The sequence below is a fragment of the Actinorhabdospora filicis genome, from assembly GCF_030269765.1.
In the GTDB taxonomy this organism is placed as follows: domain Bacteria; phylum Actinomycetota; class Actinomycetes; order Mycobacteriales; family Micromonosporaceae; genus Actinorhabdospora; species Actinorhabdospora filicis.
Genome location: NZ_BSTX01000002.1, coordinates 42,393 through 66,229 on the forward strand (window position 1 = coordinate 42,393; position 23,837 = coordinate 66,229).

Annotated in this window: 26 protein-coding genes; 19 read left to right on the forward strand and 7 right to left on the reverse strand. The window is 74.6% G+C overall.

Annotated features, from left to right (window positions below; translation table 11 throughout):
- Positions 1–26 precede the first annotated feature (26 nt).
- Positions 27–845: a class I SAM-dependent methyltransferase gene (locus QSK10_RS12950; RefSeq protein WP_285663008.1), complete on the forward strand. Its 819-nt coding sequence runs from the start codon at positions 27–29 to the stop codon at positions 843–845.
- Positions 846–882: 37 nt separating this feature from the next.
- Here the strand turns inward: QSK10_RS12950 and QSK10_RS12955 are convergent, their stop codons facing one another.
- The gene (locus tag QSK10_RS12955) at positions 883–1,410 is read right to left on the reverse strand and encodes a GNAT family N-acetyltransferase (protein WP_285663009.1); all 528 of its coding nucleotides are present in this window, start codon (positions 1,408–1,410) and stop codon (positions 883–885) included.
- A gap of 379 nt (positions 1,411–1,789) precedes the next feature.
- Between QSK10_RS12955 and QSK10_RS12960 the strand changes: the two genes are divergently transcribed.
- The 8 genes from QSK10_RS12960 (at position 1,790) to QSK10_RS12995 (ending at position 9,351) form a co-directional block, all read left to right on the forward strand.
- On the forward strand, positions 1,790–2,557 hold the full coding sequence (locus QSK10_RS12960) for an IclR family transcriptional regulator (protein ID WP_285663010.1): 768 nt from the start codon (positions 1,790–1,792) through the stop codon (positions 2,555–2,557).
- Positions 2,558–2,640: 83 nt separating this feature from the next.
- Entirely contained in the window at positions 2,641–3,342 is a 702-nt protein-coding gene (locus QSK10_RS12965; protein WP_285663011.1) for an AfsA-related hotdog domain-containing protein, read from the forward strand.
- 2 nt (positions 3,343–3,344) lie between these two features.
- Complete coding sequence (locus QSK10_RS12970) at positions 3,345–4,172, forward strand: SDR family NAD(P)-dependent oxidoreductase (RefSeq protein ID WP_285663012.1); 828 nt, start codon at positions 3,345–3,347, stop codon at positions 4,170–4,172.
- A gap of 14 nt (positions 4,173–4,186) precedes the next feature.
- A complete protein-coding gene (locus QSK10_RS12975; protein WP_285663013.1) occupies positions 4,187–4,426 on the forward strand; it encodes a phosphopantetheine-binding protein in 240 nt (79 codons plus the stop codon).
- Entirely contained in the window at positions 4,423–5,637 is a 1,215-nt protein-coding gene (locus tag QSK10_RS12980) for a beta-ketoacyl-[acyl-carrier-protein] synthase family protein (protein WP_285663014.1), read from the forward strand. The genes QSK10_RS12975 and QSK10_RS12980 overlap by 4 nt, the downstream gene beginning before the upstream one ends.
- Positions 5,628–6,656: a beta-ketoacyl synthase N-terminal-like domain-containing protein gene (locus QSK10_RS12985; protein WP_285663015.1), complete on the forward strand. Its 1,029-nt coding sequence runs from the start codon at positions 5,628–5,630 to the stop codon at positions 6,654–6,656. Before QSK10_RS12980 ends, QSK10_RS12985 begins: the two co-directional genes overlap by 10 nt.
- Positions 6,653–7,654, forward strand: coding sequence for a 3-oxoacyl-ACP synthase III family protein (locus QSK10_RS12990; RefSeq protein ID WP_285663016.1), 1,002 nt, complete (start codon positions 6,653–6,655; stop codon positions 7,652–7,654). The genes QSK10_RS12985 and QSK10_RS12990 overlap by 4 nt, the downstream gene beginning before the upstream one ends.
- Complete coding sequence (locus QSK10_RS12995) at positions 7,651–9,351, forward strand: acyl-CoA dehydrogenase (RefSeq protein ID WP_285663017.1); 1,701 nt, start codon at positions 7,651–7,653, stop codon at positions 9,349–9,351. The genes QSK10_RS12990 and QSK10_RS12995 overlap by 4 nt, the downstream gene beginning before the upstream one ends.
- A gap of 50 nt (positions 9,352–9,401) precedes the next feature.
- On the opposite strand, the gene QSK10_RS13000 is transcribed toward QSK10_RS12995, so the two are convergent.
- The 3 genes from QSK10_RS13000 to QSK10_RS13010 are packed head-to-tail and all read right to left on the reverse strand — an operon-like array spanning position 9,402 to position 12,765.
- Entirely contained in the window at positions 9,402–10,151 is a 750-nt protein-coding gene (locus QSK10_RS13000; protein ID WP_285663018.1) for a succinate dehydrogenase/fumarate reductase iron-sulfur subunit, read from the reverse strand.
- Positions 10,148–12,082, reverse strand: coding sequence for a fumarate reductase/succinate dehydrogenase flavoprotein subunit (locus QSK10_RS13005; protein WP_285663019.1), 1,935 nt, complete (start codon positions 12,080–12,082; stop codon positions 10,148–10,150). Before QSK10_RS13005 ends, QSK10_RS13000 begins: the two co-directional genes overlap by 4 nt.
- On the reverse strand, positions 12,079–12,765 hold the full coding sequence (locus QSK10_RS13010) for a succinate dehydrogenase cytochrome b subunit (RefSeq protein WP_285663020.1): 687 nt from the start codon (positions 12,763–12,765) through the stop codon (positions 12,079–12,081). The genes QSK10_RS13005 and QSK10_RS13010 overlap by 4 nt, the downstream gene beginning before the upstream one ends.
- Before the next feature lie 71 nt (positions 12,766–12,836).
- Between QSK10_RS13010 and QSK10_RS13015 the strand changes: the two genes are divergently transcribed.
- Positions 12,837–13,760, forward strand: coding sequence for a LysR family transcriptional regulator (locus QSK10_RS13015; RefSeq protein ID WP_285664451.1), 924 nt, complete (start codon positions 12,837–12,839; stop codon positions 13,758–13,760).
- 94 nt (positions 13,761–13,854) lie between these two features.
- Here the strand turns inward: QSK10_RS13015 and QSK10_RS13020 are convergent, their stop codons facing one another.
- Positions 13,855–14,031, reverse strand: a complete 177-nt coding sequence (locus QSK10_RS13020; protein ID WP_285663021.1) for a hypothetical protein — start codon at positions 14,029–14,031, stop codon at positions 13,855–13,857.
- 165 nt (positions 14,032–14,196) lie between these two features.
- Between QSK10_RS13020 and QSK10_RS13025 the strand changes: the two genes are divergently transcribed.
- The 8 genes from QSK10_RS13025 to QSK10_RS13060 all read left to right on the forward strand — a co-directional run bounded on the left by QSK10_RS13025 (position 14,197) and on the right by QSK10_RS13060 (position 20,181).
- Positions 14,197–14,790 (forward strand): TetR/AcrR family transcriptional regulator, encoded by a 594-nt coding sequence (locus tag QSK10_RS13025; RefSeq protein WP_285663022.1) that lies wholly within the window; start codon positions 14,197–14,199, stop codon positions 14,788–14,790.
- Complete coding sequence (locus tag QSK10_RS13030; RefSeq protein WP_285663023.1) at positions 14,787–15,200, forward strand: hypothetical protein; 414 nt, start codon at positions 14,787–14,789, stop codon at positions 15,198–15,200. The genes QSK10_RS13025 and QSK10_RS13030 overlap by 4 nt, the downstream gene beginning before the upstream one ends.
- Positions 15,201–15,271: 71 nt before the next feature.
- A complete protein-coding gene (locus tag QSK10_RS13035) occupies positions 15,272–16,276 on the forward strand; it encodes an NAD-dependent epimerase/dehydratase family protein (RefSeq protein ID WP_285663024.1) in 1,005 nt (334 codons plus the stop codon).
- Positions 16,273–16,923 carry a glycosyltransferase family 2 protein gene (locus QSK10_RS13040; RefSeq protein ID WP_285663025.1) on the forward strand — a complete coding sequence of 217 codons (651 nt, stop codon included), beginning with the start codon at positions 16,273–16,275 and terminating at the stop codon, positions 16,921–16,923. The genes QSK10_RS13035 and QSK10_RS13040 overlap by 4 nt, the downstream gene beginning before the upstream one ends.
- Positions 16,920–17,546 (forward strand): TIGR04282 family arsenosugar biosynthesis glycosyltransferase, encoded by a 627-nt coding sequence (locus QSK10_RS13045; RefSeq protein WP_285663026.1) that lies wholly within the window; start codon positions 16,920–16,922, stop codon positions 17,544–17,546. The genes QSK10_RS13040 and QSK10_RS13045 overlap by 4 nt, the downstream gene beginning before the upstream one ends.
- Positions 17,543–18,187, forward strand: coding sequence for a methyltransferase domain-containing protein (locus QSK10_RS13050; protein ID WP_285663027.1), 645 nt, complete (start codon positions 17,543–17,545; stop codon positions 18,185–18,187). The genes QSK10_RS13045 and QSK10_RS13050 overlap by 4 nt, the downstream gene beginning before the upstream one ends.
- Positions 18,184–19,533: a glycosyltransferase 87 family protein gene (locus QSK10_RS13055; RefSeq protein ID WP_285663028.1), complete on the forward strand. Its 1,350-nt coding sequence runs from the start codon at positions 18,184–18,186 to the stop codon at positions 19,531–19,533. Before QSK10_RS13050 ends, QSK10_RS13055 begins: the two co-directional genes overlap by 4 nt.
- Positions 19,534–19,545: 12 nt before the next feature.
- On the forward strand, positions 19,546–20,181 hold the full coding sequence (locus QSK10_RS13060) for a hypothetical protein (protein WP_285663029.1): 636 nt from the start codon (positions 19,546–19,548) through the stop codon (positions 20,179–20,181).
- On the opposite strand, the gene QSK10_RS13065 is transcribed toward QSK10_RS13060, so the two are convergent.
- A complete protein-coding gene (locus tag QSK10_RS13065) occupies positions 20,162–21,583 on the reverse strand; it encodes a sensor histidine kinase (protein WP_285663030.1) in 1,422 nt (473 codons plus the stop codon). The genes QSK10_RS13060 and QSK10_RS13065 overlap by 20 nt on opposite strands.
- Positions 21,580–22,317, reverse strand: a complete 738-nt coding sequence (locus tag QSK10_RS13070; protein WP_285663031.1) for a response regulator transcription factor — start codon at positions 22,315–22,317, stop codon at positions 21,580–21,582. The genes QSK10_RS13065 and QSK10_RS13070 overlap by 4 nt, the downstream gene beginning before the upstream one ends.
- A gap of 159 nt (positions 22,318–22,476) precedes the next feature.
- On the opposite strand from QSK10_RS13070, the gene QSK10_RS13075 reads away from it, so the two are divergent.
- Positions 22,477–23,835 carry an ABC transporter permease gene (locus tag QSK10_RS13075; protein ID WP_285663032.1) on the forward strand — a complete coding sequence of 453 codons (1,359 nt, stop codon included), beginning with the start codon at positions 22,477–22,479 and terminating at the stop codon, positions 23,833–23,835.
- Positions 23,836–23,837: the final 2 nt, after the last annotated feature.

The following is a 23,837-nucleotide window of genomic DNA, read 5'->3' on the forward strand; positions in this document are numbered from 1 at the left end:
GCCGGTCTTCGTGATGGGAGAAGCCGATGAGCTGGAGCTGGGACGAGACCCTTTTCGCGGGCGCCGCGGCGCATTACGAGCGCGGGCGCCTGCCCTACGCCCCCGGGCTGGCCGCCGCGCTGGCCGCCGCCCTCGGGCTGGACGGCACCGGGCGCCTCCTGGACGTCGGCTGCGGGCCGGGCACGGTCGCCCTGCTGCTCGCCGGCCACTACGCCGGGATCGTCGGCCTCGACCCCGACGCCGACATGCTCGCCGAGGCGGGCGCCGCGGCGGCCGAGGCCGGGCTGGACGGCAAGTCGCGCTGGGTGAAGGCCCTGGCCGAGGTCCTCCCCGCCGGGCTGGGCGAGTTCACCACGGTGACCTTCGCGCAGTCCTTCCACTGGATGGACCAGGACCTCGTGGCGGCCACCGCCGCGAAGATGCTGGCGCCGGGCGGCGCGATCGTCCACATCGCCGACCTCAAGGACGAGGTTCGCTCCACCGAGGGCCTGCCGCATCCGCCGGTGCCCTACGAGGCGATCCAGGACCTGGTGCGCGAGCACTTGGGCCCGGTGCGCCGGGCCGGGCGGGGATTCCTTCCGCATGGCACGCCCGGCGGTGAGGCGGAGGTCTTCGCCCGGGCCGGGCTCACCGGCCCCGAGGACGTGATCGTCCCCGGGGGAGCGCCGGTCGAGCGCGGCACGGATGACGTCATCGCGTGGGTGTTCTCCACCTCGTCCTCGGCGCCGCACCTGTTCGCCGAGCGCCTGGACGCCTTCGAGGCCGACCTGCGGGCGCTGCTGGGCCCGGGGCCGTTCGCCGAGCGGCTGCCCAGCACGCACGCCCGGATCTGGCGCACGGCCTAGGACCGCGCCCGCCGGGTGGCGGGCGCGGCGTGCGGTGTCAGACGCCGAAGGCCTTCGCGTAGGCGATCGGGCCCGAGGGGGCCGGGCGCGCGGCGTCCAGCGCCAGCGCCAGGAACGCCTCATCGGGCACCTCGAAGGGCGCGGTCACGCCGAACCCGGAGGCCGGGGTGAACCCGAACCGGGGGTAGTAGCCGGGGTGACCGAGCACCACCACGAGGTTCTCGCCCATCGCGCGGGCCGCGTCGAGCCCGGCGCGGATCGCCGCCGAGCCCGCTCCGGTGCCCTGGTGGGAGGGCAGGACGGCGCAGGGCGCCAGCGCGAGCGCCGGTGCCCCGCCGACGTGGCAGCGGGTGAGCAGGGTGTGCCCGACGACGGTGCCGCCGGTCTCGACGGTGACGATCGACAGCCCGTCGATCCACGCGGCGGGGTCGGCGCGCAGCGCGTCGACGAGATCGGCCTCGGCGGTGGTGGGGAAGGCGGCGGCGTTGACCGCGCGCACGGCCCGCACGTCGCCGGTGGTCTCGGGCCGGGTGGTCCACACGGGACGGTTGTCGCTTGAAGACATGGTGGTGAGCTTTCGGGAACGAGGCCCCGGGCCCGCTACGAGAAGGCGGGCGTGACCGGAGCCGGGACGATGAGGACTGCCGGTGCGTCGCCGCGCGCGGCGACGGCATGCGCGACGGGCATCAACTCACGTCCTTCCGAGGCTCACGGAGACCGGACCCGGCGTCCGGCAACCCCAATTTAACATTCGCGCCGCCCGCCGAAGACCGTTCGTGGCGGTCGCCACTCCACTATTCCACGATGTGGTTTTCTCCCCGGTACGTGAAAAGGCCAGTCGCGGAATTGACAGCGCATTGCCCCGGGCTGCGGAATAGTTCACCTCCGGCCACGCCGCCGACCACGTTCATCCGTGAGGTCGAAACGCGCGAGAAAGGCGACGAATGAAGGCCGACGGTCCGGGCGCCGCCGAGAAGCTGATCATTCTCCTCCACGAAATGGGCCGCGCCGAGCGTGCCGTCGGGGTCTCCGAACTCGCCCGGGCGGTGGCGCTGCCGAAGTCCACCGTCCACCGGCTGCTGGCCACATTGGAGCGCGCCGGGGCGGTGCGGCGGCTGGGGCCGCGCTACGCCCTGCAGGCCGACTCGGTGTGGGAGCGCGCCGGGCGCCACCAGCGGGTCCTGCTGGTGCGCACCGTCAGCCCCTACCTGCTGGAGCTCTACGACCTGACCGGGCTGGCCGCCTCCTACGCGGTGCCCGCCCAGGGCGGCGTGCTGTTCCCGGCCAGCGTGTACCCGCACGCCTTCACCCGCAGCGTCATGCGCACCGCCACCCTCGTCCCGCCGCACTGCACGGCCAGCGGGAAGGTGCTGCTGGCCCATGACCCGGACCTGCGCGACCGGTTCCTGGCGCGCCCGGCGCTGGCGCCGATGACGCGCTTCACCCTCACCGACCCGCGCCGCCTGGACGGTGAGCTGCTGGCCGTCCGCCGCGACGGCGTCGCCCACGACCGCCAGGAGCACCTCCTGGGCATCTGGACCACCGCCGTGCCGGTCCTGGACGGGCGTGGCCGCGTGCTGGGCGCGCTGAGCCTGGCGGCCTCGGGACGCGCGCCCGGCGCGGCCGGTGAGCGCGCGCTGCGCGGGGTCGCGCGGGCCATGGCCCCGGCGGTCGCCGAGGTCCTGCACCGCGCCGAAACGCGTTCCGCGTAACGGAACATTCGGCCCGGAGAGGTTCCGCGGCGGGCGTGGCCGTTCGTAGTGTGGCGCACATGACCTGCCGGACAATTCATCTGGTGGGCGCGCCATTCACGCCATTCGCCGATGGTGCGCGCATTCACACTCTCGACACTTTCCTGACCCTCCTCGAATGCGGTTCGCCACCGCCGGAATGCGAAGCCCGCGCCGGGCAGGGACTGTCGGCGCGCGACTGGGCGCGGCTGGAATCGGCCGCCGCGGGGCTTCCCGGCGTGCGGGTCGAGCCGTGGCCCTACCGCCGCCCGGTCGCCCTGGGCGTCCACAAGACCGATCCCGCCAACCTCCTCGTGGACGGTCTGCGCGAGATCGAGCCCGGCGAGTTCGCCGCCGGGCTGCACGTGGATCCCGGCTGCGGGATGCTCGCCGACCGCGACAACGGCGCCCGGCACCTGCCGGGGATGCTGGAGGTCGAGGCGTGCCTCCAGCTGGCCATGGCCGTCACCGCGCTGCGCCTGGGCGAGGCCTGGGCCTTCGTCACCGGCCGCACCTCCATCGCGTTCCCGGCGTTCCTGTTCCCGCTGCCGGCCGAGCTGCGCCTGGTGGTCGAGGACGACCGCCCGGCCGGGCGCGGGTTCCGCGACCTGGTGCTGGCGGCGTCGATCGAGCAGGGCGAGCGGGTGGTGATGACCATGGACTTCCGCTCGCGGGCCTTCGAGCCGGCGCTGATCCGGGAGGCCGAGCGGCGTCAGCTGACGTCCCTCATGGACGTCACCGCCTCGGTGCTCGCGGGGAGGCGGTGAGCGTGGGTGACGTGGAGAGCCCCTACCGGCTGGAGGGGGCGAGCGCGCTGGTCACCGGTGCCTCGCGCGGCATCGGGCGCGCGGTGGCGGTGGCGCTGGCGCGGGCCGGGGCGTCGGTGGCGTTGCTGGCCAGGGATGCCGGGCGCCTGGGTGAGGTCCGCGCTGAGATCGCCGCGGTGGGCGGGCGGGCTCTGGCGGTGCCCTGCGATCTGGAGTCGCCGGGGGCGGTGGCCGAGGCGATGGCGCTGGTGCTGGTGGAGTTCCCGGATCTGTCGATCGTGGTCAACAACGCCGGTGGGATGTCGCATGTGGGCCCGTTCCTGGCGTCCACCGAGGACGACTGGGCCGGGATCTGGTCGGGCAACGTGACCTCGGCGGTGCGGGTGCTGCGGCATCTCGGGCCGCACCTGGTGGCCCGGGGCGGTGGCGCGGTGGTGAACATGTCCTCGGTGGCGGGCCTGGCGGGGGTGCCGATGCTGTCGCATTACGGCGCGACGAAGGCGGCGCTGATCTCGCTGACCCGCACGCTGGCGGTGGAGTGGGCGCCGCACGGTGTCCGCGTCAACGCCCTCGCGCCGGGGTGGGTCACCACCGACCTGACCGGCGCGTTCTCCGGCGACCCGGGGCTGTCGGCGGCGCTGACCGGCGACGTCCCGCAGCACCGCTGGGGCGGTGTGGAGGAGGTCGCGCACGCGGCGGTGTTCCTGGCGGGCGAGGCCGCGTCCTTCATCACCGGCGCCTGCCTGACCCTCGACGGCGGTCTGCTCGCCCAGCCGGGCGGCGCCGCCCTGACCGGACTGCTCCCACTCGGCCGCACGGCCGTGCGATGACAGGAGGATGACCGATGACCATGACGGATGAGCGGGCGGCGGCGGTGGTGGGGCTGATCGCCGCGATCCTGGAAGTGGACACGAGTGAGATCACCGACGGGGTCGACTTCCAGCAGGACCTGGACGCCGATTCCCTCCAGCTGGCCGAGCTGGCCGCCGCGCTGGAATCCGATTACGGCGTCGCCGTCGACGCCACCGACCCGCCGGTCAATCTCGGGCAGGTGCTCGCCATCGTCGGCGCGGGCCCGGCGTGAGTGGCGCGCGGCGCGTCGTGGTGACCGGCGCGGGCCCGGTCACCTGCATCGGCGTGGGCCGCGCCGACTTCGCCCGCAACGTGCTGGCCGGGACCAGTGGGCAGCGGCCGGTGACGTCCTTCGACACCACCGGTTTCGCCCACGCCGACGCCTGTGAGCTGAGCGGTTTCGACCCCGCCGCCTGGTGCGGTGGGGAGACGCCCGGGCGCGCGGCGGCCTTCGCGGTCGCCGCGGCCCGGCTGGCGCTGGCCGACGCGCGCCTGGATCCCGCCGCGCTGGCCCGCGCGCACGTCCCCGTCGTGGTGGGCACCTGCGACGGGGAGGCGGCCGAGCTGGACGCGCTGGCGGCGGCCTCGGCGGCGGGTGAGGCGGTCGGGACGGCCGCGGCGCGCCGGTACGCGCCGATCCGGCTGCCGTTGACGGTGGCCGCCGCCCTTGGGCTGCGCGAGGCCGAGCCGGTCACCATCGGGACGGCCTGCGCGGCCGGGAACTACGCCATCGGTTACGCCTTCGACGCCGTGCGCGCCGGGGACGCCGAGGTCGCCCTGTGCGGTGGGGCCGAGGCGGTCTCCCGGCGCATGTTCAGCGGTTTCTACCGGGTGGGCACCATCGCCTCCGACGCGTGCCGTCCCTTCGACGCCGGGCGCAGCGGGATCCTCACCGGCGAGGGCGCCGGGATGCTGGTGCTGGAGAGCCTCGGGCACGCCCTGGCGCGGGGCGCGCCCATCCATGCCGAGGTCATCGGTTTCGGCGCCAACTGCGACGCGCGGCATCCGGTCGCCCCCGACAGCGACGGCCTGGCCGCCTGCATCCGCCTCGCGCACGCCGACGCCGGGATCGGCCCCGGGCAGGTCGACCTGATCTCGGCGCACGGGACCGGGACCCCGGTCAACGACGTCACCGAGGTCGCCGCGATCCGGCGGGTGTTCGGGGCGTCCCCGCCGCCGGTCATCTCCATCAAGTCGATGATCGGGCACGCGATGGGCGCCGCCAGCGCCATCGCCGCGATCGCCGCGGTGGACAGCATCGGCGCCCAGTTCATCCCGCCGACCATCAACCACATCGCCACCGACCCCGCCTGCGCCATCGACTGCGTGCCCAACACCGGGCGGCCCGCGCGCATCGGCGTGGTCCAGAACAACGGGCTGGCCTTCGGCGGCAACAACGCCGTCCTGCTGCTGCGCCGCCCCGAGGAGGCGTCATGGAACTGAGCATCGCGGCCACCGCCGCCTGGTCGGCGCAGGGACCCGGGCCCGGCGCCGTGGCGCGCGCCCTCACCGCCGGGACGCCACCGGCGGCGCGCCACGACCCGCCGTCCACGCCGCCGCCGGGCGTCCTGGACGCCCACGGCTTCGATCTGGCCGCCGAGCTGGGGACCAAGGGCACCCGCTCGATGGACCGCGCCACCGGCCTGGCCGTCTGCGCCACCGCGCGGCTGCTGGCCGCCTCCGGCGGGGACGTGCCGCGCGACCGCTCGGCCGTCATCATCGGCACCACCAACGGCAGCCTGGGCACCATCCTCGACTTCACCGAGACCACCTACACCGCGCCCAAGCCGTACCTGGTCAACCCGGCCCGGTTCCCGGTGACGGTGATGAACTACGCCGCCGGGCAGTGCGCGATCCGCCACGGCGTCACCGGGCCCAACATCACCCTGGCCGGGGGCCGCAACGCCGTCGCGCTGGCCTTCATCTACGCCGCCCGCCTCATCCGCGCCGGGCGCGCCGATGACGTCCTGTGCGGGGCGACCGAGGAGTACACCTCGCGCCGGGCCTGGCTGGAGTGGAGGGCGCGGCCGCCCGGCGCGGTGCACGCCCCGGTCGCCGAGGGCTGCGTGATGTTCCACCTGACCGCCGCGCGCCCGGGCCGCGCGGCGGTGCTGGCGGTGGCCACCGCCACCGGCGGGCGCCTCGCCGAATGCCTCACCACCGCGCTGCGCCGGGCGGGTGTGGAGCCCGGCGAGGTGTGGGCCGCGGCGGGCAACGGCGCCCTCGACGGCTGCCACGACGGTGAGAGCCGCGCCCATCGCGCCGTCCTGGGCACCGGCCCGCGCCGCGTGGAGGCCCACACCGCCGTCGGCGACACCTCCGCCGCCAGCGTCGGCTTCCAGGTCCTGGCCCTGCTCGAACTGGCCGCCACCGATCCGGCCGCCGCCGGGCGGGCGGCGGTCACCACCTCCATCGACCGCCACGGGCTGGCCACCGCCGTGGTCCTGCGGTGCCCGCGATGAGCGGCCTGGGCATCACCGGGACCGGCGCCCACCTGCCCGAGCGGGTGGTCACCAACGCCGAGGTCGCCGCCGGGCTCGACATCGAGCCCGCCTGGATCGAGCGCTACACCGGCGTCCGCGAACGCCGCCGCGCCGCCGCGCACGAGGCCGCCTCCGACCTGGCCGCCGAGGCCGCCCGCCGCGCGCTGGCCGACGCCGGGCGCGACATCGGCGAGGTCGGCCTCATCGTGGTGGGCACCTCCACCCCCGACGAGCTGGGACCCTCCACGGCCTGCCGCGTGCAGGCCCTGCTGGGCGCGGGCGACATCGCCGTGATGGACGTCGGCGCGGCCTGCGCGGGCTACCTCTACGGGCTGCGCGTCGCCCGCGACCACCTGGCCGCCGAGCCCGGCACCGGCTGCGCGCTGGTCATCGGCGTGGAGGTCTACTCGCGCTTCCTCGACCCCGGCGACCGCGCCACCGCCGTGCTGTTCGGCGACGGGGCGGGGGCCAGCGTGGTCGAGGCGGTCCCCGAGGGGCGCGGCATCGCCTCGATCCGGCTGGGCGCCGACGGGCGCCTCGCCCCGCACGTGCTGATCCCCGCCGGGGGCAGCCGCCGCCCCGCCAGCGGTGAGACCCTCGCCGCCGGGGAGCACCGCATCGCCATGAACGGCCGGGCGGTGCGCGAGGTCATGGACCACCGCTTCCCCGAGCTGGCCGCCACCGCCCTCGCCCGCCACGGCATCGGTCTCGGCGACCTCGACCTCGTCGTCCCGCACCAGCCCAATCCGCGCGCGCTGGAGCGCTTCGGGGAAGGCCTCGGGCTCGACCCGGCGCGGCTGGTGGTCATCGGCGCCACCGCCGGGAACATCGGCGCGGCGTCCATCCCCGCCGCGCTGACCGCCGCCCGCGACGACGGGCGCCTCAAGGACGGCTCGCGGGTGCTGATGCTGGCCATCGGCGCGGGCATGACCTGGGCGAGCGCCCTGCTGACCTGGACCACCGGAGGAGCCCGATGACCGCCGACGCCCTCGCCGATTTCGTGCGCGGCCCCCTCGACGCCGAGTCGCAGGCGCTGCTGCGGCGGACCTTCGACGACGAGGTCCTGGATCCGCGGCCGGACCTGACCGCCGCCGGGCGGCACGCGCTGACCCACCGGCGGCTGCGGCACGTCAACACCGCCCTCGGTCCCGGGAGCGCGCTGCTGGGCGACCGGGTGCGCCTGGACGCCGCCTTCGGGTGGGCGGCGGTGGCCGATCCGGCGCTGTTCCACGCGATGGTGCTGCACTATCCGCTGTGCCTGGGGGTCCTGCTCGATCTGGACCCCGGGACGCCCGAGGTCGCCGGGGCGGTGGCGGCGCTGGAGAAGCTGGAGGCGGCCGGGGTCCTGCTGCTGACCGAGGCCGGGGTCTCCGGCAGCCATCTCGATCCGGGCACCGAGGCCGTGCACGACCCGGCGACGGGTGGTTTCGTGCTGCGCACGCCGCGTCCGGAGGCCGCGAAGTTCCCCACCGCGACCGGCGCGCCGGGCGTGGCCAGGATCGCCGCCGTCTACGCCCGCGTCATCGTGGCCGGGGCCGACCGGGGCGTGTTCCCCTTCGCGGTGACCGTTCGCGGCGCCGATGGGCGGGTGACCCCCGGTGTGGGTGTCACGCCCGCCGCCGAGGCCGCCGGGCTGCCGGCCGACTACGCCGCCGTCACCTTCGACGACGTCCCGGTGCCCTACGGTGCCTGGCTGCGCGGCTCGGCCCGCCTCGACGGCGGCGGGTTCCACGACCCGCTCGGCTCGCGCCCGGCGCGGCTGGCGCGGTCGCTGGCGATGGCCAGGCCGGTGTGGCGCGGCATCGTCTCGGCGTGCGCGGCCGTCACCCGGGCGGCGGTCACGATGGCCCTGGCGCACACCCGGCACCGCCGCACTGCCGGTGGCACACCGCTGATGGACTTCCGCCGTCAGCGCCGCGACCTGCTGGCCGCCCTCGCCGACGCCTACGCCCTCACCGCGCTGGCCGGTAGTTTCGCGGAGGGCGACGGGGCGGCGGTGACCGGTGCGCTGACGCCGTGGGCGCTCATCGACGCGCGCCTGCCCGCGCTGAAGGCCGTGGCGGTGTCGACGGCCGCGGCGGCGGTGGACGTCTGCCGCGCCCGCTGCGGTGCCCCCGCCAACGCCGCCACCGGCCGCTACACCGGTTACCGGGCGCTGCTGGACGCCTACACCTCGGCCGGGGGCGACAACCTGCTGATCTGGCTGGACACCGCCCGCGCGCTGCTGGACGCCCCGCCGCCGGGCGCTTCTGCGCTGGAGGCCCGGGCGCGGGAGGAGCTGGCGGTGGCCATCGCCCGTGACGGTGACTGGAACGCCCACGTCCACCTGGCCGAGCGCGCCGCCCTGGCCCACGCCGACCGCGTCCTGCAGGACGCCTTCGCCGAGCGCGCCGCGGCGGTGGCCGAGCCCGGCGCGCGCGACCTGCTCACCCGCCTGGCGGCGCTGCGCGGGCACGCGCTGACGCTGCGCCGCTCGGGTGACCTGCTGGAGACCGCGGTGCTGAGCCCGTCGGCGATCGGGCGCTCCCGGGTGGCCCTCGACGCCCTCTGCGACGGGCTGGCCGATCGCGTCCCGGAGCTCACCGCGGCCTTCGGGCTGCCCGCCCGCCTGCTGGACCCGGTCTTCGGGACCCCCGATTTCGCCCGCGCGCTCATCGGGGGCGAGGTGCCGTGAACGGCGAACGGCCCGGCCCCCGAGCGGGGACCGGGCCGTTCGTCCGGGAACTAACGCGAGATCGACCGCGAGGCCTTCAGGAAGTCGCGGTTGAGGCGCCCGATCGAGGCCAGCGGGATGCCCTTGGGGCAGACCTCGTGGCACTCGCCGGTGTTGGTGCAGCCGCCGAAACCGGCGTCGTCGTGCGCGTGGATCATGTTCAGGACGCGCTCGTCGCGCTCGGGCTGGCCCTGCGGGAGGAGACCCAGGTGGGTGACCTTCGCGGCGGTGAACAGCATGCCCGACCCGTTGGGGCAGGCCGCCACGCACGCGCCGCAGCCGATGCAGGTGGCCGCCTCGAAGGCGGCGTCGGCGTCGGCCTTGGGCACGGGGGTGGCGTGCGCGTCGGGCGCCGAGCCGGTGGGGGCGCTGATGTAGCCGCCGGCCTGGATGATGCGGTCGAAGGACGAGCGGTCGACGACGAGGTCCTTGACGACCGGGAAGGCCCGGGCCCGCCACGGCTCGATGTCGATGGTGTCGCCGTCGTTGAAGTGCCGCATGTGCAGCTGGCAGGTCGTGGTGGCCCGCTCGGGGCCGTGCGCCGAGCCGTTGATCATGAGGCTGCACATGCCGCAGATGCCCTCGCGGCAGTCGTGGTCGAAGGCGACGGGCTCGTCACCGGCGAGGGTGAGCTCCTCGTTCAGCATGTCGAGCATCTCCAGGAAGGACATGTCCGGGGACACGTCCTCGACCCGGTACTTCACCATGCGCCCTTTTTCCTCGGGCCCGTGCTGGCGCCAGATGCGCAGGGTCAGGTTCACTTGTAGCTCCGCTGGACGAGGTGGACGTACTCGAAGGTGAGGTCTTCCTTGTGGAGCACGGGTGGCTGGTCGCCGCCCCACTCCCATGCCGCGACGTAGCTGAAGTTCTCGTCGTCGCGCAGCGCCTCGCCGTCCGGGGTCTGGCTCTCGCCCCGGAAGTGGCCGCCGCAGGACTCGGTGCGGTGCAGCGCGTCGATGCACATCAGTTCGGCCAGCTCGAAGAAGTCGGCGACCCGGCCGGCCTTCTCCAGGGCCTGGTTGAGGTCGTCGCCGGAGCCGGGGACCTTCACCCGGCGCCAGAACTCCTCGCGCAGGCCGCGGATGAGCTCGATGGCCTTGCGCAGGCCCTCGTCGGTGCGCTCCATGCCGCAGTAGTCCCACATGATGCGGCCGAGCTCGCGGTGGAAGGAGTCGACGGTGCGGTCGCCGTCGATGGACAGGAACCGGTTGATGCGCTCCTCGACGGCCGAGCGGGCCTCGACGGCCGCCGGGTGCTCCTCGGTGACCGGGGTGAAGTCGCCGGTGGCGAGGTAGTCGTTGATGGTGTTGGGCAGCACGAAGTACCCGTCGGCCAGGCCCTGCATGAGCGCCGAGGCGCCCAGGCGGTTGGCGCCGTGGTCGGAGAAGTTCGCCTCGCCCACCACGAACAGGCCGGGGATGGTGGACTGGAGGTCGTAGTCGACCCACAGCCCGCCCATCGTGTAGTGCACGGCCGGGTAGATGCGCATCGGGACCTTGTTGGGGTCCTCGCCGGTGATGCGCTCGTACATCTCGAAGAGGTTGCCGTACTTGGCCTCGACGGCGTCCTGGCCGAGGCGGGCGATGGCGTCGGCGAAATCGAGGTAGACGCCCAGGCCGCCGGGGCCGACGCCGCGTCCCTCGTCGCAGACGTTCTTCGCCGCGCGGGAGGCGATGTCGCGGGGCACGAGGTTGCCGAAGGACGGGTAGATGCGCTCCAGGTAGTAGTCGCGCTCGTCCTCGGGGATCTCGTTGGCCGGACGCGGGTCGCCCTTCTCCTTAGGCACCCACACGCGGCCGTCGTTGCGCAGGGACTCCGACATCAGGGTGAGCTTGGACTGGTGCTCACCGGACTGCGGGATGCAGGTCGGGTGGATCTGCGTGAAGCACGGGTTGGCGAACAGCGCACCCTTGCGGTGCGCGCGCCACGTCGCGGTGACGTTGCAGCCCTTGGCGTTGGTGGACAGGAAGAACACGTTCCCGTACCCGCCGGAGGCCAGCACGACCGCGTCGGCGAAGTCGGTGGTGATCTCGCCGGTGACCAGGTCGCGGACGACGATGCCGCGCGCCTTGCCGTCGACCACGATCAGGTCGAGCATCTCGTGGCGGGCGTGCATCTCCACCGTCCCGGCCGCCACCTGCCGCTCCAGCGCCTGGTAGGCGCCCAGGAGCAGCTGCTGGCCGGTCTGGCCGCGCGCGTAGAACGTGCGGGAGACCTGCGCGCCGCCGAAGGAGCGGTTGTCCAGCAGGCCGCCGTACTCGCGGGCGAAGGGCACGCCCTGCGCGACGCACTGGTCGATGATCTCCACCGAGACCTGCGCCAGGCGGTGCACGTTCGACTCGCGGGAGCGGAAGTCGCCGCCCTTGACGGTGTCGTAGAACAGGCGGTGCACCGAGTCGCCGTCGTTGCGGTAGTTCTTGGCGGCGTTGATGCCGCCCTGCGCGGCGATGGAGTGCGCCCGGCGCGGGCTGTCCTGGTAGCAGTAGGACTTGACGTGGTATCCGGCCTCGCCCAGCGTAGCGGCGGCCGAGCCGCCGGCCAGGCCGGTGCCGACCACGATGACGGTGCGCTTGCGGCGGTTGGCCGGGTTGACCAGCTTGGCCTCGAAGCGGCGGGTGTCCCAGCGGGTCTCGATCGGGCCTTCGGGAGCCTTGGTATCGGCGATCGGGTCGCCCTCGGTGTAAAGGTTCACTTGATCAGTCCCGTCGTGATCGACAGCGGAACGGCCAGGAAGCCGACGGCGATGACCACGGCGACCACGAGCGCGACGGCCTTGGCGCGGCGCTCACCCGTCTGAGTCTGCTGGCCCAGGGTCCGCAGCGCGGAGAAAACGCCGTGACGCAGGTGGAAGGCCAGTGTGAGCACGGCCACCACGTAGAACAGGGTCACGTACCAGCGCCCGGGGGCGAAGTCGGCGATGAGGTTGCCGGCCGGCCGCGAGCTGTCGCCGACCGGGTTCAGGTGCCCGGTGGTGAGGTCGAGGATGTGGTAGACCACGAACAGGACGATGATCACGCCGCCCCAGCGCATCGTCCGGGCCGCGTAGCTGCCCTTGACCGGGCGCCGGTGGGCGTACTTGACCGGCCGCGCGGCCTTGGCCTTCAGCGCCAGCGACGTCGCCGACCAGATGTGCCCGATCACCGCGGCCAGCAGCACGATCCGCTGGATCCACAGGAACCAGCTGTACGGCAGCAGCGGCTCGCCGATGGTGCGCAGCCAGTGGGCGTAGTGGTCGAACGACTCGGTGCTCAGGAAGATCTTGAGGTTGCCGGTCATGTGCGCGATCAGGAAGAGCACCAAAATGACGCCCGTGACGGCCATGACGGCTTTCTTGCCGACCGTCGTGTTGACGACGCGCCGGGTAGCCAGGTCCATAGGGCGGAGCGTAGGTCCGCGTCGATCATTCGTCCAATGCATCGTGATCAATGATCTGATAGACGTAGGCTATTACGATGCAGATTCAGCACCTCCGATACTTCGTGGCGGTGGCCAGAGCGGGACATTTCACCCGCGCGGCGGCGAGTTTGAAGGTCTCTCAGCCAACTCTCAGTAAGCAGATTCACAGTCTCGAAGATGATCTCGGCGCGCCCCTGTTCCGCCGCGAGCGCGGCGGCGTCGTCCTCACCCCCGCCGGGGAGGTTCTGCTGCCGGTGGCGCGCCGGATCCTCGCCGACGCCGACACCGCCCGCCGCGAGGTCGCCGAGCTGGTCGGGCTGCGGCGCGGCCGCGTCCGCTTGGGGGCGACGCCGAGCCTGGCCGCCGCGCTGGTCCCGCCGGTTCTGCGCCGCTTCCACGGCGCCCACCCCGGCATCGAGCTGCACGTGGAGCAGAGCGGCTCGCAGGACCTCGTCCGCCATCTCGTCGGCGGCGAGCTCGACCTGGCCCTGATCATCCTGCCCGACCAGGGCACCGACCCGGCGCTGCTGGCCGAGCCGATCCTGCGGGAGAGCCTGGTGCTGGCCTCGGCCCGGGAGGAGATGCCCGGCCCGGTCCGCATCACCGACCTGCGCGACCGGCCGCTGCTGATGTTCCGCACCGGCTACGACCTGCGCGACGCGACGCTGGCGGCGTTCCGCCGCGAGGGCGTCGAGCCCAGCTTCGTGGTGGAGGGCGGGGAGATGGACACCGTCCTCGGTTTCGTGGAGGCCGGGCTGGGCGTGGCCCTCGTCCCCGGCATGGTCGTCGTCGGGCGGCCCGGACTCCACGCCACCCCGCTGGCGCCGCCCGGCATCCGCCGCACGGTGGCCCTGGCCCACCGCCGCGAGACCCCGCCGACGCACGCGGCGGCGGCGATGCGCGCGACGCTGCTGGACCACGTCGCCGAGGCCTCGCTGCCGCCGGGGGTGGAACGCAGCGCGCTGGAGCGCTAGCCGCCGGGCATGGCGCCGCCGTGGGCCTCGCGCGTCCACATCGGGGCGTGACGCGGCGGGCCCGGCCGCGTCGGCGGCCGGGCCCGCCCCGGGTTCAGGCGCAGCGCGGTCCGGAGCATCCGGCGCACCAGCAGTCGGGGGTGCCCGAGTTGCAGAAGCGGCAGATCTTGAAGTCGCAGCAGCCGGCGAACTCGACGCCGAAGGCGTTCGCGGTGGCCTTCGGGGCGACCAGGCGCAGCATCCAGTCCGCCGCCTTGCCGATCGGGTTCATGTCGGACCTCCTGGTGGGAAACGGTTGCGGAAACTCGGCCGAATCGGGCCGTTCACACAGTCTCGTGGCGTATCGCCCACCGGGCAAGGCCGTCTTATCAAGCGATATCGGGCATGACGTGGACCCGACTGGACAGGTCTTACTCAAGCGAGTAACTTTTTACTCGTGCAAGTAACAGCCGCCGCCAAGGCCCGCCGCGACGAGATCATCGCCGCCACCCTCACCGTCCTCGCCCGCGACGGCTACGCCGGGACCTCCTTCAAGCGCATCGTCGACGAGGCCGGTCTCAGCAGCACGCGCCTGATCTCCTACCACTTCGACGGCAAGGAGGAACTGCTCCTGGCCGTCCTGCGGACCGTCGCCGAGCGCGGCGCCGAGGCCATGCGCGCCGCCATGGCCATCGAGCACACGATGGCCGGGCGGCTGGCCGCCTACATCCGCGCCAACCTCGAATTCCTCGGCGGCGACCCGGTCTACGCCCCCGCGCTCGCCGAGATCATCCACAACCTGCGCGCCTGGCGATCGGAGCCCGGCGGCGACGCCGACATCGCCGTCGAGCAGCTGGCCGGGCTGCTGCGCGTGGGCCAGACCACGCGCGAGTTCGGCGACTTCGACCCCGTCGTCATGGCCGTGGCCATCCGCGCCTCCATCGACGCCGTGGCGCTGCGCCTGGCCGCGCGGCCAGGCCTGGACCTGGCCCACCACATCGACGAACTCCTCGCCATCTACCGCGCCGCCACCGAACGGAGCAGCTCATGACCACCCCCGACCTCGCCGCCGCCCGCCCCGCCTTCCGGCTCGTGCGGCACGTCTACCTCGCGGTCTTCGCCGTCTCGGTGGCCGCCCTCGTCCTGGCCTTCCTCCTGCGCGACCGCCCGGACCTGGTCAACGCCGTGGTGTGGATCCGCGGCGGCGCCGTGGCCATCGCCGCGCCCGTGCTGGTCCTGGTCGCCCGCGCCGCCGCGCGCGGCAGCCGCGCGGCCTTCGTGCGGCTGCGCTGGATCTCCACCGCCGTCCCGATCGGCGTCGTCATCATCGTCGCCGTCCCCAACGACGGCTATCCACTGTGGATGAAGGTGGAGCAGGGCGTGGTCGGCGCGATCGTGCTGGTCGCGGCGGTCGCGCTGAACCGGTCCCGGGTGCGGGCCCTGTTCCCCAAGCGCCGCTGAACCTTACGAATCCCTGACGCCACGCCCGAAGAGGCCGCCGGGAGACGCCGTCCTCACTAGCGTCGGAACGCATGCGGGTACTCGTCACCGGCGGCGCCGGATTCATCGGCTCCCAGATCGTCACCGCGCTCGAAGACGTCGGGCACCACGCCGACGTCTTCGACGCGCGCTCCACCCCCGAAGCCCGCGACGTCCGCGATCCCGTCGCCGTCGCCCGGGCCCTGCGCGGCGCCGACGCCGTCTGCCACCAGGCGGCCATGGTCGGCCTCGGCCGCGACTTCTCCGACGCCGCCGACTACGTCTCCCACAACGACCACGGCACCGCCGTCCTGCTGGCCGCGATGGCCGAGGCGGGCGTGGGCGCGCTCGTCCTGGCCGGCTCGATGGTCGCCTACGGCGAGGGCGCCTACACCTGCCCCGAGCACGGCCCCACCCGTCCCGGACCCCGCGCCGCGAGCGACCTCGACGCCGGACGCTTCGAACCACCCTGCCCCCGCTGCGGCGCGCCGCTCGCGCCCGGACTGGTCACCGAGGACGCCCCCGCCGACCCCAGGAACGTCTACGCCGCCACCAAGGTCGCCCAGGAGCACCTGGCCGCCGCGTGGGCCCGGATGACCGGCGGCCGCGCCATATCCCTGCGCTACCACAACGTCTACGGCCCCGGGATGCCCCGCGACACCCCCTACGCCGGGGTCGCGTCCTTCTTTCTGTCCGCCCTGGCCCGCGGCGAACCACCCCGGGTCTTCGAGGACGGGCGGCAGCGGCGCGACTTCGTGCACGTCGGCGACGTCGCCGCCGCCAACCTCGCCGCGCTCACCGGCATCGCCACCGTCGATCCCGGCGGCTTCCGCGCCTACAACACCGCCAGCGGCGAACCCCGCACCGTCGGGGACCTGGCCGCCGCGCTCGCCGCCGCGCACGGCGGCCCCGACCCGGTCGTCACCGGCGAGTACCGCCTCGGCGACGTGCGGCACGTGACCGCCTCCACCGCCCGCATCCGCGCCGAACTCGGCTGGGCGCCCGCGGTCGCCTTCGCCGACGGCGTCGCCGGGATCGCGAAGGAGGCACGCGCGTGACCGCCGTGGACGTGATCCTGCCGTGCCTGGACGAGGCCGCGGCCATCCCGTGGGTCCTCGCCCGCCTCCCCGAGGGCTACCGGGCCATCGTCGTGGACAACGGCTCCAGCGACGGCTCCGCTCAGATCGCCGCCGACCTGGGCGCCACCGTCGTCGCCGAGCCCCGGCGCGGCTTCGGCTCGGCCTGCCACGCCGGGCTCACCGCCGCCACCGCGCCGGTGGTCTGCTTCTGCGACTGTGACGCCTCCCTCAACCTCGAACTCCTGCCCACCGTCGCCGGGCCGGTCCTGGACGGCGCCGCCGACCTCGTCCTCGGGCGCCGGCGCCCCACCACCGCCGGCGCCTGGCCGCTGCACGCCCGCGCCGGGAACCTCGCCCTCTCGCGGATGATCCGCCGCCGCACCGGGCTGCGCCTCCACGACCTGGGCCCCATGCGCGCCGCCCGCCGCGAGGACCTGCTCGCCCTCGGCCTCACCGACCGCCGCTCGGGCTATCCACTGGAGATGGTCGTCAAGGCCGCCGACGCCGGATGGCGCGTCGCCGAGACCGACGTGCCCTACCTGCCCCGCACCGGCCGCTCCAAGGTCACCGGCACCTGGACCGGGACCTGGCACGCCGTCCGCGACATGCGGGCGGTCCTGCGGTGACCGCCGTCCTCGTCATCGCCAAGGCCCCCGTCGCCGGGCGCGCCAAGACCCGCCTGCACGGCCCCTACACCCCCGCCGAGGCCGCCGCCCTGGCCGAGGCCGCGCTCGCCGACACCCTCGCCACCGTCGCCGCGCTGCCCGCCGCGCGCCGGATCCTCGTCCTCGACGGCGAACCCGGGCCGTGGCTGCCCGGGGGCTTCGAGGTCACCGCCCAGCGCGGCGGCGGACTCGACGAGCGCATCGCCGCCGCCTTCGCCCACTGCCCCGGCCCGTCCCTGCTCATCGGCATGGACACCCCGCAGCTCGCCCACGCCCACCTCGCCGGGGTCTTCGCGCCCGGCGCGTGGACCCGCCACGACGCCTACCTCGGCCCCGCCGCCGACGGCGGCTTCTGGGCCCTCGCGCTGGCCCGGGCCACGCCCGCGCTGCTGCTCGGCGTCCCGATGTCGACGGCCACCACCGGACGCGAGCAGCGCGCCCGCCTCCTGCGACACGGCCTGTCGGTGGGCGACCTGCCCGAGCTGCGCGACGTCGACACCGCCGCCGACGTCGGCCCGGTCGCCGCGCTCGCCCCCGGCGGCCGCTTCGCCGCCCTCGCCCGGGAACTGGGGGAGCGCGGGTGACCGTCACGACCTGGGACCAGGACGTCTACGCCGACGCGATGCGCACCGGACGCGGGCCGCTCTACCTGCGCCGCCCCGACGGGTGGCTGCTGCCGCTGGACGTGGAGCGCTGGTGCGGGCACGTCGACGCCACCGACCGGCTCGTGCTGGCCCGCTGCGCCGGTCCGGTCCTGGACGTCGGCTGCGGCCCCGGCCGCTTCGCCGCCGCCCTCGCCCGCCTCGGCGTGCCCGCCCTCGGCGTCGACACGTGTCCCTCGGCGGTGGCGCGCGCGATCGCGGCCGGGGGAGCCGCCGAGTGCCGCTCGGTCTTCGAGCCGCTGCCCGGCGAGGGCGCGTGGCGGACGCTGCTGCTCATGGACGGCAACATCGGCATCGGCGGCGACCCGCTGGCGCTGCTGCGCCGCCTGCGCGGCCTGGCCCGCCCGGGCGCGCTGCTGATGGTGGAGACCGCGCCCGTCGACGTCGACGAGCGCCTCGCCGTCCACGTCGACAATGGACGCGGCGGGCGCGGGCGGCTCTTCCCGTGGGCGCGGCTGGGCCCCTCGGCGCTGCGCCGGGCGGCCGGTCCGGCGGGCTGGCGCGTCGCCGAGGAGTGGACGTGCGCCGAGCGCGCCTTCACCGCCCTGCGGCCCGTGCGGTGAGGCTCTGGACGGTCCTGGCCGGCGGCCTGGCCGCCGCGACCGCCGTCGCCGCCGGGATCGCCATCGGCGGCACGACCTCGATGGGCCCGCTGTTCGCGTGGTACCTGGCGGCCTGGGCGCTGTTCACCGCCGCCGCGTGGGCGCTGCGGCGCGTCCCGCCGCGCCACGCGGCCGTCCTGGTCCTGGCCGGGGGAGCCCTCATCGGCGGCACCGGCCTGCTCGCCGCGCCCCGCACCAGCGATGACGCCTACCGCTACGTGTGGGACGGCCGGGTCCAGGCCGCCGGGATCTCGCCCTACGACCACGTGCCCGCCGACCCGGCCCTGCGCGGGCTGCGCGACGAGAGCCTGTTCCCGTCCGCACCGGACTGCGCGGGCATGTGGGACGCCGGGGGCTTCTGCACCCGCATCAACCGCCCCACGGTGCCCACCATCTACCCGCCGGTCGCCGAGGCCTACTTCCTCGCCGTCCACCTCGCCGCCGGGGCCACCGGGCTCGACGGGATCACCGCCCTCCAGGCCGCCGGGCTCCTCGCCGCCCTCGGCACCGCCCTCGTCGTCCTGCGCGCACGCGGACCCGGACCGGCCGCGCTGTGGGCCTGGTGCCCGGCGATCGCGCTGGAGGCGGTCAACAACGCGCACGCCGACGTCCTGGCCGCCCTGCTCACCGTGGCCGCCTTCGCCGCGGCCGCCCGGCGGCCCCGCGCCGGTGGCGCGCTCCTCGGCGCCGGGATCGCCGCGAAACTCCTGCCCGCCGTCACCGTCCCCGCGCTGCTGGCCGGCGCGCGCAAGCCCCGCGCCGTCGTCCCGCCCGCGATCGCCCTGGCGGTGGCCGCCGCGACCTACATCCCCTATGTCCTGTGGTCGCGCGGCTCGGTCCTGGGCTACCTCGGCGGATACGTCGGCGAGGAGGGCTACGGCGACGCCTCCGGCTCCGATCGCTTCGCGCTCCTGCGCCTGGCCCTGCCCGCCGCGTGGGAGCGGCCGGGCGTCCTGCTCGGCCTCACCCTCGCCGTCCTCGCCCTCGTCACCGCCGCGATCATCGCCCGCGGCGACCCCGCGAGGCCCTGGGACGGCGCGGCCGCCCTCGTCGGAGCGCTGCTGCTGCTCACCACCCCCGGCTACGCCTGGTACGCGCTGCTGCTCATCGGCCTGGCCGCGCTCGCCGCCCGCCCGGTGTGGCTGGTCCTCGGCCTGGCCGCCGCGGCAGCCTACCCGGCGCTCCCGCACGCGGCGACCATCGCCTACGCGCTGGCCGCCGCCGTCCTCATCGCGGCCGGGATCCGGGTCCGCCACGGCCGGGCTTCGTCTTTCGTGCGCGATCGGCATACTCTGGGCGGATCGTGATCGGAGGCCGCCGTGGACCAAGAGCCCAGCCGCCCCACCCGCTCGCCCACCGACTACGTCATGGTCGCGTTGCTCCTCGCGGCGGTCGTCCTGGTCGTGATCGGCGCGGTCAAGCTGAACACCAAGGGCGAGGAGGCCGCGCCGCCGCCGGTCGCGGTGCGCACACCCGAGCCGCCGACCCTCGGCGATCTCGGCGCGACCTGCCTGGAGCAGCCCAGGGCGTGGCCCGGCGCGGCCGACTACCTCGGGAACGGCCCGCACCCGATCGCGATCTTCGACAGCGGGTATCCCACCGCCGCCAAGGAACTCAGCGACCTGGGCGAGGGCTGGCACGCGGCCACCGCCGCCGACGCCCAGCTCATCGTCTGCGTCGGCTACCGCCTGCACGAGCAGATCAAGGTCTGCCGCTTCACCGGAAACGGCGGCGAGAAGATCGAGGCGAAGGTCTTCGCCGTGGACTACCTGTTCAGGATCTTCACCGCCCGCACCGGCGCGCAACTGGGCTCCGACGAGGCCTTCACCGACGAGTTCACGTGCCCCACCTCCGTCGTCTACGTCCAGGGCAACGGCCCCTCGTTCATGGCCACGCTGCCCAAGGAGAAGGTCCAGGCGATCCTGGCGCAGTGGGTCACTCCCGTGATCGGCTGACCAGCGGCAGCGCCACCCGCACGGTGGTGCCCACCCCCGGCGCGCCCTCGATCGACACCGTTCCCCGGTGCGCGGCCACGATGGACGCCACGATCGCCAGGCCCAGTCCCGAGCCGCCGGTGGCCCGCGAGCGCGAGGGATCGGCGCGGTAGAGCCGGTCGAAGGCGCGCGCCCGGTGCTCCCGGCTCATTCCGGGGCCGTCGTCGGCGACGATGAGGACGCCCATGCCGTCCTCGGTGGACACCGTCACGCTCACCGCGGTGCCCGGCGGGGTGTGTTGTCGCGCGTTGGCCAGGAGGTTGGCGGCGACCTGGCGCAGCCGCGCGTCGTCCCCGGCGACCGTGACGCCGGGGGCGAGGACCGAGGTGATCACCCGCTCGGCGTCCACGGCGCGGGCGTCGTCGACGGAGTCGGCGACCACGGCGGTCAGGTCGCAGGGTCCGCGCTCCAGGCCCGACTCCTGGTCGAGGCGGGCCAGCAGGAGCATGTCGTCGACGAGGGAGGCCATCCGCAGGCTCTCGGCGCGCACCCGGCTCATCGCCCGGTCCAGCGCGGGTTTCTCGCTGACCCCGCCGGCCTCGTACAGCTCGGCGTAGCCGCCGATGGTGGCCAGCGGGGTGCGCAGCTCGTGGGAGGCGTCGGCGACGAAGCGGCGCAGCCGCTCCTGCTGGGCGTCGCGGTCGGTGATGGCGCCGACCAGCCGCGAGACCATCGCGTCCAGCGCGGCCCCGAGCCGGGCGAGCTCGCCGCGGTCGCCGGAGGGCCCGACGCGGCGGCCGAGGTCGCCGTCGGCGATGGCGGCGGCGGTGTCGATCATCCGGTCCACCGGGCGCAGGCCGTTGCGGGTGATCATCAGGGCGGCCAGCACGCCCACCACGACGACCGCGCCGATGGTGAGGCCGAGGGTGGTGGTGAGCGTGTCGCGGACGGCGTCGACGTCGGTGGTCGGGACGGCCAGCAGGACGGTTCCCTCGATCACCTCCGCGCCGTCGCGGATGAACACGGCCCGCTGGTTCAGGCGCATGATCCGGTAGCCGATCTCGCCGTCGGCGCTGGCGGCCGAGGCGGGCGTGCCGATCTCGGGCAGGGTGGCGGGCAGTACGGGCAGCGCCAGCGGCTCGGAGTAGTACCCGGCCTTCTCCGCCGAGACCACCTCGCCCGCGTCGGACAGGATGAGCACCGCCACCGACTGGTACGCCGGGCGCGCGGGGGATGCCGCGGCGGGCATCGCCTGGCCCTTCGTCGGGCCGAATGTGGGCTGCTTGCCCAGTTCGCGCAGCTGGTCGTCGACGCGGGCGAGCATCGTGGAGGTGACCGCGCCGATGGCCACGACGCCGATGACGGCCGTCGCCAGGCACAGCAGCGCGCCGGTGGCCACGACCAGGCGGGTCTTGATGGTCACGGAGCCTCGCCTCCCGGGGCGCGCAGGGCGTAGCCGACGCCGCGGACGGTGTGGATGAGCCGGGCCGGGCCGTCGTCGACCTTGCGCCGCAGGTAGGAGATGTAGGTCTCCACCAGTGAGGTGTCGCTGTCGAAGCCCTGGCCCCACACGCCGCGCAGGAGTTCGGCGCGGGAGTGGACCCGCCCGGCGTGGGCCATGAGGTAGCGCAGTAGCCCGAACTCGGTGCGGGAGAGGGTGACCTCGCGCGTGCCGCGCCAGACCCGGTGCGCGACGACGTCCATGACCAGGTCGGCGACGGCGAGGCGGTCCCCGGAGGGCTCGCGGGGCATGGTGCGGCGCAGGACGGCCTCCACGCGCAGCCGCAGCTCCTCCAGCCGGAACGGCTTGGTGAGGTAGTCGTCGCCGCCGGCCAGGAACCCGTCGCGCAGGTCGGCGGCGGTGTCGCGGGCGGTCAGGAAGATGACCGGGACGCCGTCGCCGGACTCGCGCAGCCTGGCGGCGACGCCGAAGCCGTCCAGGCCCGGCAGGTTCACGTCGAGCAGCAGCAGGTCCGGGCGCAGCCGCGCGGTCAGCGACAGGGCCCGGTCGCCGGTGTCGGCGTGATGGACGTCGTATCCGGCGAAGGCCAGCGCGTCCAGCAGCATGTCGGCGAGCATCCGCTCGTCCTCCACCAGCAGCAGGCACGCCGGGCCGCCGTCGGCGCGGCGCGCGGCGGAAGGCGTCATGAGGGGCATGCGGAGAGTCTCGCCGCCGATCATTGGGCGTGGCTGTGGGCTGTTTGGGAGTTGGTTGAGAACCGGGCCCGGAGCCTTCCCGGCGGGGTGGGGCGGCTGCTTTCGTTGCCCCGGCGGGCGGCGTGGGCCGTCCGGAACCCCGAACCACGAGGACGACGCATGAGTGTGGCCGTACGCGGCATCAGGAACACCTTCCGGAACAAGATCAGGGGCGGCGCGGTCGTCCTGGTGCTGGCCATCGTCATCGGGCTGACCCTGTCGATGCTGGTGGCCAACGAGGCCGTGGCCGCGCGGCTGGAGTCGGTGCGCTCGAAGCTCGACACGACGGTCACCGCGGCCCCGGCCTTCGCGCCCAAGGGCGAGGACACGCAGCCGCTCACCGCCGACCAGCTCACCGCGATCCGCGGGCTGGATCACGTGGCCTCGGCCACGGGCATCGTGCAGGGGATGCTGGAGGCGCCCTCCGACGGCGAGGACGACAAGTCCGGCGGGCCGAGGGTGTCCATCGCCGGGCCGTCGGGGGCCAAGGGAACCACGAATCTGGAGTCGGGCGTGGACGCCGCGGCCATGGGCGCCCCGGCCGGGGTGAAGTTCCCGATCATGGTCGGCGGCACCGACGGCACGGTCAACGCGCGCGGCCAGGCCCTCGACATCACCGACGGGCGCGCGCTCCAGGCGTCGGACACGCGCGGGGCGGTCATCAGCGACCAGCTGGCGAAGAAGAACGGCCTGTCGGTCGGCGGCACCTTCACCGCCTTCGACCAGACCTTCACCGTGGTCGGCATCGCCGCCTCCGGCGGCACCTTCGACGACGTCGGCGTGGTCATGACCGCCGAGACCCTCATGGACCTCGGTGACCAGAGCGGCTACACCTCCATCGTCGCCAAGGCCGATGACGTGGCCAACCTGGAGGCGGTCAAGACGAAGATCGGCGAGCTGCTCGGCGGCGCCGTGGAGGTCCACGCCGAGACCGAGACGGCGCTCCAGGCCACGCAGGGGCTGGAGACCGTCGAGCGCATCACCCGCCTCGGGTTCCTCATCTGCCTGTTCTGCGCGGCGGTGATCGTGTTCTTCACCCTGGCGCTGACCGTCCGCGAGCGCCGCAAGGAGGTCGGCGTCCTCAAGGCCATCGGAGCGACCACGCGCGGCATCGTCGGCCAGTTCGGCGTCGAGGCCGTCACGCTGGTGCTGGCCGCGACCATTCTCGGGCTCGGGGTGGCGGCGCTGACCAGCAACGTCATCGCCGACGTGCTGGTCTCCACGAACACGCCGGCGAACGAGGCCGGCGGCAAGATGCCGGGGATGCCGGCGGGCGCGAAGGCCGTGCGCATCGCCGGTCCCGGCGGCGGTGAGCCCGAGAGCGCCGCCGACCTCATCGGCGAGGTGACCGCCGGGCTCGGCTGGGACACCCTCGGCCTGGGCGCGGCCACCGCGCTGGTCATCGCCGTCCTGGGGGCCGCCGCGCCCGCGTGGCTGATCGCCCGCGTCCGTCCCGCCGAAGTCCTGCGAGGGGAGTAGCC

Coding starts and splice junctions, on each gene's coding strand:
- QSK10_RS12955 (WP_285663009.1), bottom strand. CDS start 1,410: ATGTCTTCAAGCGACAACCGTCCCGTGTGGACCACCCGGCCCGAGACC.
- QSK10_RS12950 (WP_285663008.1), top strand. CDS start 27: ATGAGCTGGAGCTGGGACGAGACCCTTTTCGCGGGCGCCGCGGCGCAT.
- QSK10_RS13020 (WP_285663021.1), bottom strand. CDS start 14,031: ATGAACCCGATCGGCAAGGCGGCGGACTGGATGCTGCGCCTGGTCGCC.
- QSK10_RS12985 (WP_285663015.1), top strand. CDS start 5,628: ATGGAACTGAGCATCGCGGCCACCGCCGCCTGGTCGGCGCAGGGACCC.
- QSK10_RS12975 (WP_285663013.1), top strand. CDS start 4,187: ATGACCATGACGGATGAGCGGGCGGCGGCGGTGGTGGGGCTGATCGCC.
- QSK10_RS13075 (WP_285663032.1), top strand. CDS start 22,477: ATGAGTGTGGCCGTACGCGGCATCAGGAACACCTTCCGGAACAAGATC.
- QSK10_RS13070 (WP_285663031.1), bottom strand. CDS start 22,317: ATGCCCCTCATGACGCCTTCCGCCGCGCGCCGCGCCGACGGCGGCCCG.
- QSK10_RS13030 (WP_285663023.1), top strand. CDS start 14,787: ATGACCACCCCCGACCTCGCCGCCGCCCGCCCCGCCTTCCGGCTCGTG.
- QSK10_RS13035 (WP_285663024.1), top strand. CDS start 15,272: ATGCGGGTACTCGTCACCGGCGGCGCCGGATTCATCGGCTCCCAGATC.
- QSK10_RS12960 (WP_285663010.1), top strand. CDS start 1,790: ATGAAGGCCGACGGTCCGGGCGCCGCCGAGAAGCTGATCATTCTCCTC.
- QSK10_RS12990 (WP_285663016.1), top strand. CDS start 6,653: ATGAGCGGCCTGGGCATCACCGGGACCGGCGCCCACCTGCCCGAGCGG.
- QSK10_RS12995 (WP_285663017.1), top strand. CDS start 7,651: ATGACCGCCGACGCCCTCGCCGATTTCGTGCGCGGCCCCCTCGACGCC.
- QSK10_RS13010 (WP_285663020.1), bottom strand. CDS start 12,765: ATGGACCTGGCTACCCGGCGCGTCGTCAACACGACGGTCGGCAAGAAA.